The sequence below is a fragment of the Polymorphobacter fuscus genome, from assembly GCF_011927825.1.
In the GTDB taxonomy this organism is placed as follows: domain Bacteria; phylum Pseudomonadota; class Alphaproteobacteria; order Sphingomonadales; family Sphingomonadaceae; genus Sandarakinorhabdus; species Sandarakinorhabdus fusca.
In genome coordinates, this window is record NZ_JAATJI010000001.1 from 2531244 (window position 1) to 2547421 (window position 16178).

A 16178-nucleotide genomic window follows, 5' to 3' on the forward strand; every position below is an offset into this window, starting at 1 on the left:
GCAACCGCTGCCGCCGCCTTAACTGCCGGTCATGGACTTCGCCAATATCTTCGCGCCCGGCGCGCTCGCCATCCTGTTGCAGGTGGTGATGATCGATGTCGTGCTGGCCGGGGACAACGCCATCGTCGTCGGCTCGCTCGCCGCCGGCCTGCCGCCGCACGAGCGCAAGAAGGTCATCGCCATCGGCATCGCCGCGGCGCTGGTGCTGCGCATCGTCTTCGCGCTGCTGGTGACGCAGCTGATGCAGATCGTCGGCCTCGTCCTCGCCGGCGGGCTGCTGCTGCTCTGGGTGTCGTGGCGCATGTACCGCGACCTGCGCCCGTCGAAAGCCATCATCGACGTCGAAGGCGCCGATGATTTCGAAAGCGTCACCGGCCCGCCGCCGGCGAAAAGCTTCGCCGCCGCCGCCTGGTCGGTCGCCATCGCCGATGTGTCGATGAGCCTCGACAATGTCCTCGCCGTCGCCGGCGCCGCCCGCGAACACCCCGAAGTGATGATCATCGGGCTGGTCGTATCGGTGGCGATGATGGGCATCGCCGCCAATTTCATCGCCAAATATATCGAACGCTACCGCTGGATCGCCTATGTCGGCCTGGCCGTCATCGTCTATGTCGCCATCAAGATGATCGTCGAAGGCTGGCACCAGGTCGCCCCGGTGGTGCAACCCTTGGTCGGCTGACGCCGGCCGGGCGAGGCCCGATCGCAGGGGCATTGCGCTGAAAATCCGCTCATCCCGAGCGAAGTCGAGGGACTCCGCCCCCCGACATCGTCCGGGATGCGCGGGATCGTTATTCGCAGCCCTTCGCCCCCGTCCCCGCCACCCGCGGGATCAGGTGAAAGCGGGTCTGCCGGCCATCGATATACTGCACGGTCCTGCCATCGAAATAGGCGTCTTCCTCCAGTCGGAAGCCGACGTCCTGACCGCCCCATTCGGGCACCTTGTGGCGTGCCGCCAGCTCGATCGACCAGGCCGTGGGCGCGTCCATCGGCGCTTCGCCTTCGGGCCGCGCCGCCTGGTTGTCCCACATGCCGATCGGCGTTCCCGCGGCATGGCCATGGTAACCGATGGGGTGCGAATAGATGATCGGCGTCAGCCCCGCCGCGATCGCCTTGGCGCGCGCCGCCGCCAGCACCTCGTTGCCGCTGGCGCCGACCTTGAACGACGATGTCAGTGCATCCTGCACGCCATTGGCCGCGGCCAGCCCGGCCTTCAGCCCCGCCGGCGCGTCGGTCTCGCCGGGCTTGAGCACATAGCCCATATGCTGGGTATCGGTGTTCAGCCCCAGATATTTGATGCCGAAATCGACCCACAACAGGTCACCGGGCAGGATCACCGTATCGCCGCCGATCGTGTCCTTGACGCCCTGGCGGGTGATGTTGACCGTCGGCTGGAACCAGGTCGCCAGCTTCAGCCCGGCGATGCGTTCGCGATACCACCACATGACGTCGTCGGTGGTGGTCTTGCCCGGCGTGATAACCTTGGGCGAAAAGCCTTCGGCGATGATCGCATGGGCGGTGCGCACGATATCGGGATAGACCGCCATTTCGGCCGGGATCCGCGTTTCCAGCCAGCCGATTGCCAGCCGGTCCGCCGGCACCACCCGCGCCTTCAACGCCGGCGTCAGCGCGCCCAGCACGCCGTCGCGCTGGCTCGCCGTCAGCCCGTCGGCAAAGGCCGACATCGGCGAGACGTTGAGCGCGATCTTCTGCGGGTTGCGCGCCTTGATGATCTCGCCCAGCGCCGCCCATTGGTCGGGCTGTTCCTCGGGCTTCCACGCCGCCGCGAACAGCCCGCCCAGCCCATAGCGGCTGACCGTCAGCCGTTCGACCGGCTTGCCTGCGCCGGGGTCGTAGAACACCAGGATCGTGCGCCGCCGGGCGTGGAAACTCTGCCCGTCGAGCATCGTCGCCACCACCGGGTCTTCCAGATATTCGCGCGCCACCAGCACCCACATGTCGATGCCGTTGGCACGCATGATCTGCGGCACCACCGTGTCGAGCCGTTCCTTCAGCCACTTGTCCTGCAATGCCGCCCGGTCCTTCAGCGGCAGGATCGCCGGCATCGCCGGGTCGGGCGCCTCGGTCTGGCACATCTTCGGCTGCGTCCCCGCCTGGCCCCCCGCGGTCTCGCCCGCAGCCTGTCCCAGCGCCATCAGCGCCGCTATCGTCAAAAGCACGTATGTCTCCCCTTGTGGTCGCCGGCACCATAAGGCGAAACCCGCGGCAGGGAAGGGGCGGGATCGTTTCGGCCCTAGCCATCGGCAGGCGCGCCCCTTAGGCTGTGCCGATGGAAGACGATGTCCTCGCCCTGCGCGCCGCCGACAGCGATGGCATGGCTCCGATCACCGGCACCATCACCCTCGAAATCGGCGATGAAAGCGTGCCGGCGCTGCTCACCGCCTCGCTCACCCCGGCGCCGTTCGAATCGCTGCTGCCGATCTTTCGCGCCATCACCGACGAACTGACGACACGCGGCATCGCCCGGGAGGCGGCGGCGGGGCGCAGCCTGTCGTGCCGCGCCGGTTGCGGTGCCTGCTGCCGCCAGGCGGTGCCGCTCGCCGCTGCGGAGGCGCGCGCCATCGCCGCCCTCGTCGCCGCCATGCCGGACCCGCGCCGGACGCAACTGGAAGCGCGTTTCGCCGCTGCCCGGGCGGCGCTGGCGGCGGCGGGGCTGACGACCGTCGCCGCCGACATCGCCGCGCTCGACCGCACCGAACGCGACGATTACGGCCGGCGCTATTTCCGGCTGGGTCTCGCCTGTCCGTTCCTTGAGGCCGAAAGCTGCGCCATCCACCCCGATCGCCCGCTGTCGTGCCGCGAATATCTCGTCACCTCGCCGCCACAGGCCTGTGCCGACCCCAGCGACGCCAGCATCCGCACCGTGCCGCTCGCCGGCCGTGCCTCGGCGGCGGTGACGGCGCGCGGCAAGGCAGTCGAAGGCCATGGCACGGTGCTGATGGTCGATGCGCTGGCCTGGGCCGCCGCCCATCCGGCGCCGGTGCCCGAACATCCCGGCATCGACCTGGCGCTGACGACGATCGCGGAGCTGCCCGGGCGGCGCGCCGATGCCGCCTGAACCATCTGCCGAACCGCTGGACCTGTCGGCAACCCTGGTCCCCGGCGCGCCGGCGGCGACCGGCAATGTCACCATAAAGCTGGGCGACGACCACATCCCGATCCGCGTCACCGTGCCGGTCGAACCGACGACGCTGGAACCCCTGCTGCCGATCTTCCAGGGGTTTCTCGGCGCGATGGTCGATCGCGCCGTGGGGCAGGCGGCCGCCGCCGGCCTGTCGGTCTCGTGCCGCGCCGGCTGCGGCGCCTGCTGCCGCCAGGCGGTGCCGATCGCGCCATCCGAAGCGCGCGACGTCGCCGCCCATGTCGCGGCGATGCCCGATGCGCGGCGCACCCAGGTGCAGGCGCGCTTCGCCGCGGCCCGGCAGGCGCTCGCCGCGGCCGGCATCGGGGATCGCGCCGCCACCTTCGACGCGGCGACGATGGAGGATCGGCTGGCGTTTGGCATGGCCTATTTCCGCGCCGGCGTCGCGTGCCCGTTCCTCGAGGACGAAAGCTGTTCGATCCACCCCGTCCGGCCGCTCGCCTGCCGCGAATATCTGGTCACCTCGCCGGCGGAGAACTGCCGCTGGCCGACGATGGACAATGTCCGCCCGGTGCGGCTCGGCGGCAGCCTTGGCCAGGCGCTGATCGCCACCGAAGCGGTGATGGCCGGCCATGGCCGGCTGCTGCTCGTCGATGCGCTCGACTGGGCAGCGGCCAATCCGGCACCGCCGCCGGTCCACAATGGCCCGTCGCTGGTCAAGGGCGTGTTCGATGTGCTCGCCAAGCTGTCGGGGTGATCCTTTGCAACTTGCGCACGCACGACCTACATCGGGCCGATGAAAGCCACCCCTGACGAAAAGGGCCGCTCGATCCGCCTGCAACGGATCGGTGAACAGGTCCGCCACGCCATCGCCGAAATCATCGGCCGCGGCGAATTGCGCGACGAGCTGTTGCAGCGCACGATCGTGTCGGTCAGCGAGGTCCGCGTCACCGCCGACCTGCGCCATGCGACGGTGTTCATCAAGGCGCTGGGCGGCGGCGACGACCAGGCCGTCGTCAAGGCGCTTGCCAGCCACGCCCGCTTCCTGCGCGGCGAGGTCGCGCGCAAGATGGCGACCAAATACACGCCGGACCTGCGCTTTCGCGCCGACGAAAGCTTCGACGCCGGCGCCCGCATCGATGCCATCTTGCGCCGCCCGTCGATCGCCCGCGATCTGGAACCCGACGCCAAGCCGCGCCGCCTGTCGGACATCCGCGACGAGGAAGGCGATGACGACTGAGCTGTACGTGCCGCTGCACGCCGGCGACCTGCGGCTCGAACGGCTGACCGCGGCGCATCGCGAGGCGCTGCGCCAGGTCGCGGCGGCCGATGCCGATATCTGGGTGATGTACCCCTATTCGCTGATCGGCGACCATTTCGACCCCGAATTCGACACGATGCTGCAGGGCGCGCGGCAGGTCTATGCGGTATTCGACGGCGACGCCCTGGTCGGCTGCACCAGCTGGTACGGCCATGACGCCGCCAACCGCACGGTCGCCATCGGCGGCACCTTCCTCCACCCGGCGGTGCGCGGCAGCGGCCTCAACCTGCGGCTGAAACGCCTGATGATCGGCCACGCCCGCGCCTGCGGCATCGTCCGCATCGTGTTCGATATCGATGTCCGCAACGAACGCTCGCAGGCGGCCGTGCGCAAGCTGGGCGCGAAACAGGACGGCGTGCTGCGCCGGAACAAGATCACCTGGACCGGCCATGTCCGCGACACGGCGGTCTATTCGCTGTTGCCGGGTGAGGAATCGGCGCTGTTGCTGGGCGCCTGAGGTGACTTTCGCCGCGTCTTGGTGGTAAACGGCCGCATGCGCCGCAGCGAAACTACCGCCAGACTTTTGGCCCATGCCGACAGGCTCCGCGCTGCCGGGGTGGGTGCCCTGTATCTGTTCGGCTCGACGGCGCGCGACGAAGCCGGCCCTGCCAGCGACGTCGATCTCTTCTTCGATCCCGCCGATCCGCGGCTCAGCCTGTTCGGCGTCATGGCGGTCCGCGATACGGTCGAGGCCCTGCTCGGCTGCAAGGCCGATGTCATGACACGGGGGTCGTTGCACCCCTATCTGCGCCCGCGGATCGAAGCCGAAGCGCTGCGGGTCTTCTGATGGCCCGCACCTTCAAATGGTAAAGCGCGCCGTGCGTCTGCGGTTGCTCGATATCACAACGCAAGTCGCCGCCATCGAAGCGGCAATTGCCGGCCTGTCGCTCGCGGACTTTCGCAGCGACTGGCTGCGGCGCAGCGCCGTCGAACGCGGCATCGAAGTCATCTCCGAAGCCAGCCGCCATATCGATCCGGCACTGACGGTTCGCCACCCCGAGGTGCCGTGGCGCCGGGTTGCCGATATCGGCAATTGGCTGCGGCACGCCTATGAGCAGGTCGATCCGGCATTGATCTGGTTCATCGTGATCGACGAATTTCCCGCCCTCAAGGCTGCAATCGCCGACATGCTTGCGGCGACACCCGAGGATTGACCATCACCACCCCCCATCTCAACGGCTGGCTCATCCTCGACAAGCCGCTCGGCCTTTCATCGGCGCAGGGCGTCGCCGCCGCCAAGCGCATCCTGCGCGGCGCCGGCATCCGGCCGGACCGGATCGGCCATGGCGGCACGCTCGACCCGCTGGCCACCGGCGTGCTGCCGATCGCCATCGGGGAGGCGACCAAGCTCGCCGGGCGGATGCTCGATGCCACCAAGGGCTATGACTTCACCGTGCAATGGGGGGTCGCGACGGCGACCGAGGATGCCGAAGGCGCGGTGACCGCCACCAGCGACGTGCGCCCCGACGCCTCCGCCATTGCCGCCGTGCTGCCGCGTTTCACCGGGCCGATCGACCAGGTGCCGCCGACCTATTCGGCGCTCAAGGTCGATGGCAAGCGCGCCTATGCGCTGGCGCGCGCCGGCGAGGCGGTCGCACTGGCGACGCGCCATGTCACCATCCACAGCCTGGCGCTGCTTGCCACCACCGCCGACAGCGCGACCTTTTGCGCCAGTGTCAGCAAGGGCACCTATATCCGCAGCCTGGCGCGCGACCTGGCGCTGGCGCTCGGCACCGTCGGCCATGTCACCATGTTGCGCCGCACGAAGGCCGGCCCGTTCGCCATCGCGCAGGCGATATCGCTGGACAAATTCGAACAATCGGTGCAGGGGGCCAGCCTAGAACAGGTCATCCTGCCACTGATGGCGGGGCTGGACGACATCCCGGCTCTCGTTATCGATCCCGATCAGGCGGCGGCACTCCGACAGGGGCGCAAGCTGACGGGGCACCCCGCCAAACCCGGCACCTATCTCGCCTGCCTCGGCTCTGTTCCCGTGGCGCTTGTCGAGATCGACCACGATCAGGTCCGGGTGCTGCGCGGGTTCAACATGTAGCCATTTTGGCTTCGCAGCATAGGAGTATCCGATGTCGATTACCGCAGAACGCAAGGCCGACGTCATCAAGGGCAATGCCCGCGCCGCCAACGACACGGGTTCGCCCGAAGTCCAGGTCGCCATCCTTTCGGAGCGCATTTCCAACCTGACCGAGCATTTCAAGACCCACGCCAAGGACAATCACAGCCGTCGCGGCCTGCTCGTCCTCGTCAACAAGCGCCGCTCGCTGCTCGACTATCTCAAGAAGATCGACCAGGCGCGCTACACCGATCTCATCACGAAGCTCGGATTGCGTAAGTAGTCTGGGCAAATAATTCCGGACGGCCCCTTCTGCGGGGCCGTTCGTCTATCCGGGGCCAGCGATGGTCGCTGCCCCGGCCCGCATTCAGCGGACCTGCAGGGCGCGGAACGGCAATAGGGCCGGGTCGCGAGACGAAAGACGAAACATGTTCAACATCCACAAACAGGAAATCGAATGGGGCGGCCGCAAGCTGACCCTCGAAACCGGTCACATCGCCCGCCAGGCCGATGGCGCCGTGCTCGCCACCTACGGCGAAACCGTTGTGCTCTGCGCCGTCACGGCCGCCAAGAGCGTCAAGGAAGGCCAGGATTTCTTCCCGCTGACCGTCCATTACCAGGAAAAATATTCGGCGGCCGGCCGCATCCCCGGCGGCTTCTTCAAGCGCGAACGCGGCGCCACCGAGCATGAGACGCTGACCAGCCGCCTCATCGATCGCCCGCTGCGCCCGCTGTTCCCCGAAGGCTTCTACAATGAAGTCCTCGTCATCGCCCAGGTCCTGTCCTACGACAGCGAGAACGAAGCCGACATCGTCGCGCTGATCGCGGCGTCGGCCGCGCTGACGCTCTCGGGCGTGCCGTTCATGGGCCCCGTCGCCGCCGCCCGCGTCGCCTATCAGGACGGGGAATATATCCTCAACCCGACCAAGGCACAGGTCAAGGAAGGCCAGCTCGAACTGGTCTATGCCGGCACCAGCGACGCCATCCTGATGGTCGAATCCGAAGCCAAGGAGCTTTCGGAAGAGATCATGCTCGGCGCCGTCATGCACGCGCACAACCATTCGAAGCCGGTGATCGATGCGATCATCCGCCTCGCCGAAGCCGCTGCCAAGGAACCCTGGGACCTTCACATCGAAGACAGCACCAGCACCCTTGCCAAGATCAAGGACGCCGTCGGTGATTCGATCGCCGATGCCTACAAGATCATCGCGAAAGCCGACCGCCAGTCGGCGCTGGGCAAGGCCAAGGCCACCGTCAAGGAAATGTTCGCCGGCACCGCGCCCGCCGAAGCGCTGAAGGCGTCGAAGCTGGTCAAGAAGGTCGAAGGCGCCATCGTCCGCAACGCCATCCTCAAGGACGGCATCCGCATCGACGGCCGCAACACCACGACCGTCCGCCCCATCGAAGCCATCGTCGGCTTCCTGCCGCGCACCCATGGTTCGGCGCTGTTCACCCGCGGCGAAACCCAGGCGATCGTCACCACGACGCTCGGCACCGCCGACGCCGAACAGATGATCGATGGTCTCGATGGCCTGCGCTACGAACGCTTCATGCTGCACTACAACTTCCCGCCCTATTCGGTCGGTGAAGTCGGTCGCTTCGGCGCCCCCAGCCGCCGCGACATCGGCCATGGCAAGCTCGCCTGGCGCGCCGTCAACGGCGTGCTGCCGACGAAGGAAGCCTTCCCCTACACGATCCGCGTCCTGTCGGACATCACCGAGTCGAACGGCTCGTCGTCGATGGCGACCGTCTGCGGCGCCAGCCTCGCGCTGATGGACGCCGGCGTGCCGCTGACGCGCCCCGTCGCCGGCATCGCCATGGGCCTGATCCTCGAAGGCAAGGACTTCGCCGTCATCAGCGATATCCTTGGTGACGAAGATCACCTGGGTGACATGGACTTCAAGGTGGCCGGCACGTCGGAAGGCATCACCGCCCTCCAGATGGACATCAAGGTCGCCGGCATCACCGAGGAGATCATGAAGGTCGCGCTGCACCAGGCCAAGGCCGGGCGCGAGCACATCCTGGGCGAAATGGCCAAGGGCCTCGATCACACCCGCGAGGAAATGTCGTCGCACGCGCCGCGCATCGAAACGATGCAGGTGCCCAAGGACAAGATTCGTGACGTCATCGGCACCGGCGGCAAGGTCATTCGCGAAATCGTCGCGACGACCGGCGCCAAGGTCGATATCGATGATGACGGCACCGTCAAGATCGCCTCGTCGGACCCGGAAAAGATCGCCGCCGCCCGCAAGTGGATCGAAGGCATCACCATGGAAGCCGAAGTCGGCAAGATCTACACCGGCAAGGTCGTGTCGATGGTCGATTTCGGCGCGTTCGTGAACTTCATGGGGGGCAAGGACGGTCTCGTCCACATCTCCGAAATCAAGAACGAGCGGGTCGCCAACGTCAAGGACGCACTGACCGAAGGCCAGCAGGTCAAGGTCAAGGTCCTCGCCGTCGACGAACGCGGCAAGGTGCGCCTGTCGATGCGCCTCGTCGACCAGGAAACCGGTGCCGAAATCGCCGACACGCGCCCGCCGCGTGAAGGTGGCGACGACCGCGCCCCGCGTTCCGACCGTGGCCCGCGCCGCGATGGCGGTGATCGCGGTCCGCGCCGTGACGGCGGCGACCGTGGCCCGCGCCGTGACGACCGCGGCCCGCGCGCCGAAGGCGATCGCGGTCCCCGCCCCGAGCGTGCGCCGCGCGAGGATGCCCCGTCGGAAGGCGGCAGCCTGCCGGACTTCCTGACCGGCCCGCGCGACTGACCCCCGGTCAGCCGACACGAAAAAGGCCGTCCCGAAAGGGGCGGCCTTTTTTCTATCCGGCGATGCGTCCGGGCCTGTGCCCCGGCGATCAATCGTAGAAGTGCAGCGAGGCTGGCAGCCGCTGCGGACGGCCGCCGCCGAGCACCGCCGCCGCCGCGGCGATCGCGGCGGCAAGCGTGCTGTCCGTGATCGGCTTGTGCAGGCAGCCCATCGCCAGCCCGCGGCCGCTGTCGCTGGCGCAATTGCCGGTCGCGAACATCACCGGCACGCCGCGCGCCTTCAGCGCCGCAGCGACGTCGAGCCCGCTGCACCCGCGCGCCAGGTTGATATCGACCAACGCGAGGTCGGGACGGTCGGCTTCAGCCGCCGCCACTGCCGATTCGAGGTCGTCCGCCATGCCGGTCGCGTCATGGCCGGCGATTTCCAGCATGCCTTCGATTTCCATCGCGACCAGCGCTTCGTCCTCGACAATCAATACGCGCATCATCGTCGGGCCTGTGCTTCCGTCCTGCCAATCGTCACCATCCTGCTCCTAAACAATCTCCGATGCCGGGATGGCGATGCTGAACACCGCACCCCGCCCGTCCGCGCCGGCGCCGATCGTCAGCACCCCGCGCACTTGGCGGATCAACGCCGTGACGATCTTCATGCCCAGGCTGCCGCGTGCCGCCGGGTTGAAGCCATCGGGAAGCCCGATGCCGTCATCCGCGACCGTTAGAACGACATGATCCCCGTTGCGTTCCAATGTCAGGCAAATTCGGCCCGCCAGGCCGTCCGGAAACGCATATTTGATGGCATTGGTGACCAGTTCGGTCACCACCAGCGCCAGCGACACCGCATGGTTGAGGACAACGACGACGTCCTGGGCGATGTCGGTCTCGAAGGTGATGCGCCCGGTGCCGCCCAGCGATGTCAGCGTCTCGGCCGCCAGGTCGACGACATATTCGCCAAAGTTCACCCGGTCGTGCTGGCTGGTCGAATAGAGCCGCTGGTGCATCCCGGCGATCACCGCGATGCGGCCGCGGGCTTCCATCAGGCTCTGGCGCAGGTCGGGGTCCTTGGCCTGGCCGGCCTGCAGCATCAACAGGCTGGTGACGATCTGCAGGCTGTTCTTGACGCGGTGGTTGACCTCGTGGAGCAGGACGTCGCTGGTCTTCAGCGCGTCCTCCAGCGCATGCTTGGCAGCGATGCGGTCGGTGATGTCGACCGATGACCCGACCAGCCCGATGACGTCGCCGGCATCGTTGCGCAGCGGCGCCTTGGTCGACAGCCAGATCGCCTCGGTGCCGTCGGGAAAGCGCACGTTTTCTTCCAGCTGCTCGGAAACGCCGCTGCGCATGATTCGCTCGTCGGTTTCCATGATCGCCGCCGCCTGGGCCTTGTCCTCGAGCACCTCCCTGTCGGTGCGGCCGAGATAATCGGCCGGCGCCTTGCCCAGCAGCGCGGTGGTGCCGCGGTTGCCGACGATGAAACGCCCGTCGCGGTCCTTGGCGAAGACGACGCCCGGCACGGCCTCGGCAAAGGTGCCCAGCACCGCGGTGGCACGGTCGCGCTCGGCCTCGGCGGCGCGGCGCGCATCGATGTCGATCAGGACGCCGGGAAAGCGCGTCGCGCGGCCGTCCGGCCCGGTTTCGACGCGGCCATTGGCCTCGATCCAGCAATAACCGCCATCGGGGCGCCGGATGCGATATTGCGACCGATAGCGCCCGCCCTGCAGCACGGCGGCGCTGATGTCCCGGGCGACACGCGCCTGGTCGTCAGGGTGGATCGTTGTGGTGACCAGGTCGAGCGGCAGCCCGTTGCGGCATTCGGCGGGATCGAGGCCGAAGGTCATGGCAAAGCGATCATCGGCAACCATGCGATCGCCCGGCACATCCCACACCCAGGTGCCCAGGATCGCCCCGGCATCGAGCGCCAGTTCGATGCGCTCCGCGGCTTCGGCGGCGGCGTCGAGCGCGCGGCGCCGCAACGTCACATCCTTGAAGAACAGCGCCAGCCCGTCGGCGGTGGGGTAGGCGCGCAGATCGAGCCAGATCGTCGTGCCCGATGGCGCAAAATGCTGGTATTCGAGCGCCACCGGCACCCGCTCCGCCATCGCCCGCGCGCACATCGCGACCACCTGCGCATCGTCCGGGCCCGGCCAGGCATCGGCCTGCTTCTGCCCCACCAACTCGGCGCGGCTGCGCCCCGCGATGCGCACGCCTTCGGTGTTGATGTCGATGATGCGGAAATCATGATCGAACAGCACAAAGCCTTCCGCCATGTTCTCCAGCACGCCGCGGGCACGGTCGCGCTCGGCAACCAGGGCCGCCTCGGCGGCATGCTGGCGCTGCCGGGCGTCGACCGCATCGGTGGTTTCGACCACGATGGCGATGACCCCCGCCGGCATGCCATCGTCACCCAGGACCGGCGAATAATCGAGGTCGAAGACCACGGCTTCCGGCGCGTCGTTGCGGACCAGCGACAGCACCTGGCCCTTGTAGGACAAGGTCTTGCCCTGCAGCACGACGCCCATGACATGATCGTTGAAGTCGGAAAGCTCGGGCCAGGCCTGGCGCACCGGCACGCCGAGCACGCCGGGATGCCGCGTGCCGGCGATGACGCCATAGGCATCATTGTACAGCATGATGCCGTCCTCGCCCCACAGCAGCGCCATCGCCACGGGCGATCGCAGCACGACGGCGAGCACCGTGCGCAGGCTGACGGGCCAGCCCTGCACCGGACCCAGCACCGTTGCCGACCAGTCGCGACCGGCAATCCGCGCGCCGCAGTCGGTATCGGTCGCCAGCCAGGCCGCCGCCGCCTGCCCGTCGTCCGGCCGATGGCCTGCCTCGGGCATGACTGTCATCGGAAGCAGGGCCGGATTTGCGTCCACATGGGGTCACCATGGTCGCAAATCGCCGGATTTGGCAATCAAATCATCGCAGCGCCATTGCCGCGGCGTGGCGGGCCGAATGCCGGGGCAAGACGCTTCTAACGGCGGTCTTCGACCCGGTTGCGCAGGTCGGTCGCCTTCTGATCGATTCGTTCCCCCGCGGCCTCGGCCTTGGCGTCGATGCGTTCCCCGGCGACGCGCGCCTTGGCGCCCAGCGTGGTGGCGGCGGCGCTGGCCTTTGCCCCGGCGGTCGACGCCGCGGCATCGATCCGTTCGCCGGCACGTTCCGCCGCCGCCCGGGTGCGCTCGGCGGCGCGCTCGGCGGCGGTGCCGGTGCGGTCGGCGGCGGCGTCGATCCGGTCACCCGTGCGCTCGGCAGCGGCGTCGATCTTGTCGCCGGCGACTTCGGCCCCGTCGGCGATCCGTTCGCCGGCAGCCTCGGTGCGGTCGGCGATCCGCTCGCCGGCGGCTTCCGTGCGGTCAGCGGCGGTTTCGGCGGCGGCATCGACGCGTGCCTTGGCGGCTTCGGCGTCGCGCTCGGTCTTGTTGCAGCCGGCGAGCATCAGGGCACCGGTCATGATGATCAATGCTGTATTGCGCATACTGTGCATCCTTCTGCGTGTCCCGGCCTTCGTAGCACGCCGCCGAAACGGAATCGAGCCGGTCAACCGGCGCGGACGAGCGTGCCGACGCCGCGACGCGTGAAAATCTCCAGCAGCATGACATGGCCGATGCGGCCATCGAGGATGACGGCGGCATCGACCCCGGCCGCGATCGCGGCGACGCAGGTTTCCAGCTTGGGAATCATGCCGCCGCTGATGGTGCCATCGGCGGTCAGCGCCGCGATATCGGTCGGCGTCAGGTCGCTCAGCAACGCCTTGTCCTTCGACAGCACGCCGCTGACATCGGTCAGCAGGAACAGCCGCGCCGCGCCCAGCGCGCCGGCGATGGCGCCGGCCATGGTATCGGCGTTGATGTTGTAGGTATGGCCATCGGCGCCGACCGCGACCGGCGCGATGACCGGCACGATGCCGGCGTTCAGCAGCGTGTCGATGATGGTGCGATCGACGCTTTCGGGCTCGCCGACAAAGCCCAGGTCGACGACCTGCTCGATGGCGCTGCCGGGGTCGCGGGTGGTGCGCTCCACCTTCCTGGCCCGCACCAGCCCGGCGTCCTTGCCCGAAATGCCGGCGGCGCGGCCACCGGCGCGTTCGATCCAGGCGACGAGTTCCTTGTTGATCGACCCGGCCAGGACCATTTCGGCGACTTCCGCCGTGGCGGCATCGGTAATGCGCAGGCCATCGACGAAACGGCTTTCGATCCCCAGCCGCTTCAGCATCGCGCCAATCTGCGGCCCGCCGCCATGGACGACGACGGGCAGGATGCCGACCGCCTTCAACAGCACGATATCCTCGGCAAAGTCCTGCGCCAGCGCCGCATCGCCCATGGCATGGCCGCCATATTTGACGACGAAGATCTTGCCGGCATAGCGCTGCAGATAGGGCAGCGCCTCGATCAGCGTCTCCGTCTTGGCGAGCATGTCGGGGTGCGGGGCGTGGCTGTCGGGAGCGCTCATCCTGCGTCTATAGGGGGGGCGCGGCGGCTGCGAAAGCCGCGACGTCACGCCATCCGCAACACCATCCGCAATACCAGGCTGCCGCCGACCGGCACCGCCGCCCAGCGCGCCGTCAGATCGGTCAGCCGGGCCCGGATCGCCGCCAGCGTCGCCGCGTGCACATCGAGCGGTGCATCGCCGCGCGCGTCGCAGGTGACATGGTACAGCGCCCGGAAGTCGGCATCGTCGACCGGCGCACCGCCCCAGGCTTCGGCCTGGACGGTTTCGACCAGCCGCTCGACGGCGCGGTGGTGCGGGTCGTCGATCCCGGCGCCATAGCCGCTGTCGCCCCCCGCCGCGATGCCGCCGAGAAAGCCGCAGGCCGCCACCTCCGATTCGACCGCGAAATGCACCATGTCGTGCGGGATGATGCCCTGTTTGGGGCAGTCGATCACCGGCTGCGCGCCCGCCGCCGTGACGATGACGAGCCGGTCGACCTTGCCGGCCCCCTTGGTGAATGTCAGCTCCATGGGCCCTGTCCTACAGCAACCATATCGGTTATGTGTGGCGCCGCCACGCTCTTTGAAATCGCCAGTAGGGACCCGCCTCCCGATCAAGGCCGCTGCCAGAACAGCGTCGAACCCTGCCAACTGGCGGCCGCCGGCCATCATCGAGGAAATCGATCACCGCAGCGCCAAAACCTGTTGGAAACACCCCGTTTCGGTGTGACTTTCGAGACTTTCGGCCCGGTTTCGCATCACTCGGTCGATCACCGCGTCGGCACCGGCTCCGGCCCCGAATAGTCGTAAACGCCGCGGCCGGACTTCTTCCCATACCAGCCGGCCTCGACATATTTGACCAGCAGCGGCGCCGGCCGATATTTGGGGTCGCCCGTCGCCTCCTGCATCACCTTCATGATGCTCAGCAACGTGTCGAGCCCGACGAAATCGGCCAGCGTCAGCGGCCCCATCGGGTGGTTGGCGCCCAGTTTCAGCCCGGTGTCGATATCGGTGACCGACCCGACGCCGTCGCCCAGCGCGAAGATCGCCTCGTTGAGCATCGGGCACAGGATGCGGTTGACGATGAACGCCGGGCTGTCGGCGGCGACGACCGCGGTCTTGCCGATGCGCGCCGCGAAATCCGCCATCGCGGCACGGGTGGCATCCGAGGTCTGCAGCCCGGGGATGATCTCGACCAGCGTCATCAACGGCACCGGGTTGAAGAAATGCAGCCCGGTGAAGCGGTCGGGCCGGTCGCTCGCCGCCGCCAGGCGGGTGATCGAGATCGACGAGGTGTTGGTGGCGAGCAGCGCCGAAGGCTTGAGCGCCAGCCCGGCGAAGATCTTGCATTTGACCGCCTCATTCTCGGTCGCGGCTTCGATGACGAGGTCGGCGGTGCCGAAATCGGCATTGTCGGCGGTCAGGCCGATCCGCGCCAGCGCCGCATCGGCATCGGCCTCGGTAACAACACCCTTGGCGACGCCGCGGGCGAGATTCTTGCCGATCGTGACCTTGGCCGCCTCGGCCCGCGCCAGTTCGACATCGGACAGGATGACGTCATAGCCGGCGAGTGCTGCGACATGGGCAATGCCATTGCCCATCAGGCCGGCGCCGATGACTCCGATTGTCTGCATGTCCGTCTCCCTGTTCGCTTGGGGCTTTAGCGCCCCTTGCCCTGCCGGCAAACCCGGTTATGGCCGACGGCATGACCAGGCTCGCCAACAAGACCGCTCTCGTCACCGGCGCCGCGCGCGGGATCGGCGCCGCCATCGCGCGGCGCTTTGCGGCGGAAGGCGCCTCGGTCTGGGTGACCGATATCGATCCCGCCGGCGCGGCGATCGCCGCCGAGATCGGCGGGCGCTTTCACCGCCTCGATGTCCGCGCGGAAGCGGACTGGGCAGCGGCGATGGCGGCGCTGGACCGGCTCGACATCCTCGTCAACAACGCCGGCGTCACCGGTTTCGAAGGCGGCACCGGCCCGCACGACCCCGAACATGCCAGCCTTGCCGATTGGCGCGCCGTGCACGCGGTCAATCTCGACGGCACTTTCCTCGGTTGCCGGGCCGCGATCGCGGCGATGCGCCCACAGGGCAGCGGTTCGATCATCAACATCTCGTCGCGGTCGGGCCTCGTCGGCATCCCCGGCGCCGCGGCCTATGCCGCGTCCAAGGCGGCGGTGCGCAACCACAGCAAATCGGTGGCGCTGTGGTGCGCCCAGACCGGCCTGGCGGTGCGCTGCAATTCCATCCACCCGGCCGCGATCCTGACCCCGATGTGGGAGGCGATGCTCGGCGATGGTCCCGACCGCGCCGACCGGATGGCGGCGCTGGTCGCCGACACCCCCTTGCAGCGCTTCGGCACGGCGGACGAAGTCGCGGCCATGGCGGTATACTTGGCCAGCGACGAATCGGCCTATGTCACCGGCAGCGAGTTCCACATCGATGGCGGGCTGCTCGCCGGATCAGCCGCCAGCCCGGGCCGCTGATCCGGCA

At 68.1% G+C, this 16178-nt stretch carries 18 protein-coding genes; 11 read left to right on the forward strand and 7 right to left on the reverse strand.

The window, feature by feature from the left end; translation table 11 throughout:
• The first annotated feature begins 31 nt into the window (after positions 1–31).
• A complete protein-coding gene (locus GGQ62_RS12095; RefSeq protein WP_152578559.1) occupies positions 32–679 on the forward strand; it encodes a YjbE family putative metal transport protein in 648 nt (215 codons plus the stop codon).
• A 109-nt stretch (positions 680–788) separates the two neighbouring features.
• Here GGQ62_RS12095 and GGQ62_RS12100 read toward each other — a convergent pair whose 3' ends face one another.
• Positions 789–2177: a M24 family metallopeptidase gene (locus GGQ62_RS12100; RefSeq protein WP_341534275.1), complete on the reverse strand. Its 1389-nt coding sequence runs from the start codon at positions 2175–2177 to the stop codon at positions 789–791.
• Positions 2178–2287: 110 nt separating this feature from the next.
• Here GGQ62_RS12100 and GGQ62_RS12105 point away from each other — a divergent pair, with 110 nt between their 5' ends.
• From GGQ62_RS12105 to pnp, 9 genes are all read left to right on the forward strand, one after another.
• Positions 2288–3076, forward strand: coding sequence for a YkgJ family cysteine cluster protein (locus GGQ62_RS12105; RefSeq protein WP_152578560.1), 789 nt, complete (start codon positions 2288–2290; stop codon positions 3074–3076).
• Positions 3066–3857 carry a YkgJ family cysteine cluster protein gene (locus tag GGQ62_RS12110; protein ID WP_152578561.1) on the forward strand — a complete coding sequence of 264 codons (792 nt, stop codon included), beginning with the start codon at positions 3066–3068 and terminating at the stop codon, positions 3855–3857. The genes GGQ62_RS12105 and GGQ62_RS12110 overlap by 11 nt, the downstream gene beginning before the upstream one ends.
• 39 nt (positions 3858–3896) lie before the next feature.
• Complete coding sequence (gene rbfA / locus GGQ62_RS12115; protein WP_152578562.1) at positions 3897–4340, forward strand: 30S ribosome-binding factor RbfA; 444 nt, start codon at positions 3897–3899, stop codon at positions 4338–4340.
• Positions 4330–4878, forward strand: a complete 549-nt coding sequence (locus GGQ62_RS12120) for a GNAT family N-acetyltransferase (protein WP_152578563.1) — start codon at positions 4330–4332, stop codon at positions 4876–4878. Before rbfA ends, GGQ62_RS12120 begins: the two co-directional genes overlap by 11 nt.
• Before the next feature lie 36 nt (positions 4879–4914).
• On the forward strand, positions 4915–5208 hold the full coding sequence (locus GGQ62_RS12125; RefSeq protein ID WP_152578564.1) for a nucleotidyltransferase family protein: 294 nt from the start codon (positions 4915–4917) through the stop codon (positions 5206–5208).
• Positions 5209–5224: 16 nt separating this feature from the next.
• A complete protein-coding gene (locus GGQ62_RS12130) occupies positions 5225–5575 on the forward strand; it encodes a HepT-like ribonuclease domain-containing protein (RefSeq protein WP_152578565.1) in 351 nt (116 codons plus the stop codon).
• Positions 5572–6474 carry a tRNA pseudouridine(55) synthase TruB gene (gene truB, locus GGQ62_RS12135; RefSeq protein ID WP_152578566.1) on the forward strand — a complete coding sequence of 301 codons (903 nt, stop codon included), beginning with the start codon at positions 5572–5574 and terminating at the stop codon, positions 6472–6474. Before GGQ62_RS12130 ends, truB begins: the two co-directional genes overlap by 4 nt.
• Before the next feature lie 31 nt (positions 6475–6505).
• On the forward strand, positions 6506–6775 hold the full coding sequence (gene rpsO / locus GGQ62_RS12140; RefSeq protein ID WP_152578567.1) for a 30S ribosomal protein S15: 270 nt from the start codon (positions 6506–6508) through the stop codon (positions 6773–6775).
• A gap of 145 nt (positions 6776–6920) precedes the next feature.
• On the forward strand, positions 6921–9257 hold the full coding sequence (gene pnp / locus GGQ62_RS12145; protein ID WP_152578568.1) for a polyribonucleotide nucleotidyltransferase: 2337 nt from the start codon (positions 6921–6923) through the stop codon (positions 9255–9257).
• Positions 9258–9345: 88 nt separating this feature from the next.
• Here pnp and GGQ62_RS12150 read toward each other — a convergent pair whose 3' ends face one another.
• The 6 genes from GGQ62_RS12150 to GGQ62_RS12175 all read right to left on the reverse strand — a co-directional run bounded on the left by GGQ62_RS12150 (position 9346) and on the right by GGQ62_RS12175 (position 15320).
• The gene (locus tag GGQ62_RS12150) at positions 9346–9744 is read right to left on the reverse strand and encodes a response regulator (RefSeq protein WP_152578569.1); all 399 of its coding nucleotides are present in this window, start codon (positions 9742–9744) and stop codon (positions 9346–9348) included.
• A gap of 45 nt (positions 9745–9789) precedes the next feature.
• Entirely contained in the window at positions 9790–12105 is a 2316-nt protein-coding gene (locus tag GGQ62_RS12155; RefSeq protein ID WP_152578570.1) for a PAS domain-containing sensor histidine kinase, read from the reverse strand.
• Positions 12106–12230: 125 nt separating this feature from the next.
• On the reverse strand, positions 12231–12734 hold the full coding sequence (locus GGQ62_RS16630; protein WP_167649613.1) for a hypothetical protein: 504 nt from the start codon (positions 12732–12734) through the stop codon (positions 12231–12233).
• Positions 12735–12796: 62 nt separating this feature from the next.
• Positions 12797–13708, reverse strand: a complete 912-nt coding sequence (gene argB, locus GGQ62_RS12165; RefSeq protein WP_152578572.1) for an acetylglutamate kinase — start codon at positions 13706–13708, stop codon at positions 12797–12799.
• Between the two features lie 44 nt (positions 13709–13752).
• Entirely contained in the window at positions 13753–14217 is a 465-nt protein-coding gene (locus GGQ62_RS12170; RefSeq protein WP_152578573.1) for a hypothetical protein, read from the reverse strand.
• A 239-nt stretch (positions 14218–14456) separates the two neighbouring features.
• Positions 14457–15320 carry a 3-hydroxybutyryl-CoA dehydrogenase gene (locus tag GGQ62_RS12175; RefSeq protein WP_152578574.1) on the reverse strand — a complete coding sequence of 288 codons (864 nt, stop codon included), beginning with the start codon at positions 15318–15320 and terminating at the stop codon, positions 14457–14459.
• A gap of 71 nt (positions 15321–15391) precedes the next feature.
• Between GGQ62_RS12175 and GGQ62_RS12180 the strand changes: the two genes are divergently transcribed.
• Positions 15392–16171, forward strand: a complete 780-nt coding sequence (locus GGQ62_RS12180; RefSeq protein WP_152578575.1) for an SDR family oxidoreductase — start codon at positions 15392–15394, stop codon at positions 16169–16171.
• The last annotated feature ends 7 nt before the right edge of the window (positions 16172–16178 follow it).

Bases quoted from the DNA above. Each gene is read 5' to 3' on its own strand.
- GGQ62_RS12095 (WP_152578559.1), top strand. From the start codon at position 32: ATGGACTTCGCCAATATCTTCGCGCCCGGCGCGCTCGCCATCCTGTTG.
- GGQ62_RS12105 (WP_152578560.1), top strand. From the start codon at position 2,288: ATGGAAGACGATGTCCTCGCCCTGCGCGCCGCCGACAGCGATGGCATG.
- GGQ62_RS12110 (WP_152578561.1), top strand. From the start codon at position 3,066: ATGCCGCCTGAACCATCTGCCGAACCGCTGGACCTGTCGGCAACCCTG.
- rbfA (WP_152578562.1), top strand. From the start codon at position 3,897: ATGAAAGCCACCCCTGACGAAAAGGGCCGCTCGATCCGCCTGCAACGG.
- GGQ62_RS12120 (WP_152578563.1), top strand. From the start codon at position 4,330: ATGACGACTGAGCTGTACGTGCCGCTGCACGCCGGCGACCTGCGGCTC.
- GGQ62_RS12125 (WP_152578564.1), top strand. From the start codon at position 4,915: ATGCGCCGCAGCGAAACTACCGCCAGACTTTTGGCCCATGCCGACAGG.
- GGQ62_RS12130 (WP_152578565.1), top strand. From the start codon at position 5,225: ATGGTAAAGCGCGCCGTGCGTCTGCGGTTGCTCGATATCACAACGCAA.
- rpsO (WP_152578567.1), top strand. From the start codon at position 6,506: ATGTCGATTACCGCAGAACGCAAGGCCGACGTCATCAAGGGCAATGCC.
- pnp (WP_152578568.1), top strand. From the start codon at position 6,921: ATGTTCAACATCCACAAACAGGAAATCGAATGGGGCGGCCGCAAGCTG.
- GGQ62_RS12150 (WP_152578569.1), bottom strand. From the start codon at position 9,744: ATGATGCGCGTATTGATTGTCGAGGACGAAGCGCTGGTCGCGATGGAA.
- GGQ62_RS12155 (WP_152578570.1), bottom strand. From the start codon at position 12,105: ATGACAGTCATGCCCGAGGCAGGCCATCGGCCGGACGACGGGCAGGCG.
- GGQ62_RS16630 (WP_167649613.1), bottom strand. From the start codon at position 12,734: ATGCGCAATACAGCATTGATCATCATGACCGGTGCCCTGATGCTCGCC.
- argB (WP_152578572.1), bottom strand. From the start codon at position 13,708: ATGAGCGCTCCCGACAGCCACGCCCCGCACCCCGACATGCTCGCCAAG.
- GGQ62_RS12170 (WP_152578573.1), bottom strand. From the start codon at position 14,217: ATGGAGCTGACATTCACCAAGGGGGCCGGCAAGGTCGACCGGCTCGTC.
- GGQ62_RS12175 (WP_152578574.1), bottom strand. From the start codon at position 15,320: ATGCAGACAATCGGAGTCATCGGCGCCGGCCTGATGGGCAATGGCATT.
- GGQ62_RS12180 (WP_152578575.1), top strand. From the start codon at position 15,392: ATGACCAGGCTCGCCAACAAGACCGCTCTCGTCACCGGCGCCGCGCGC.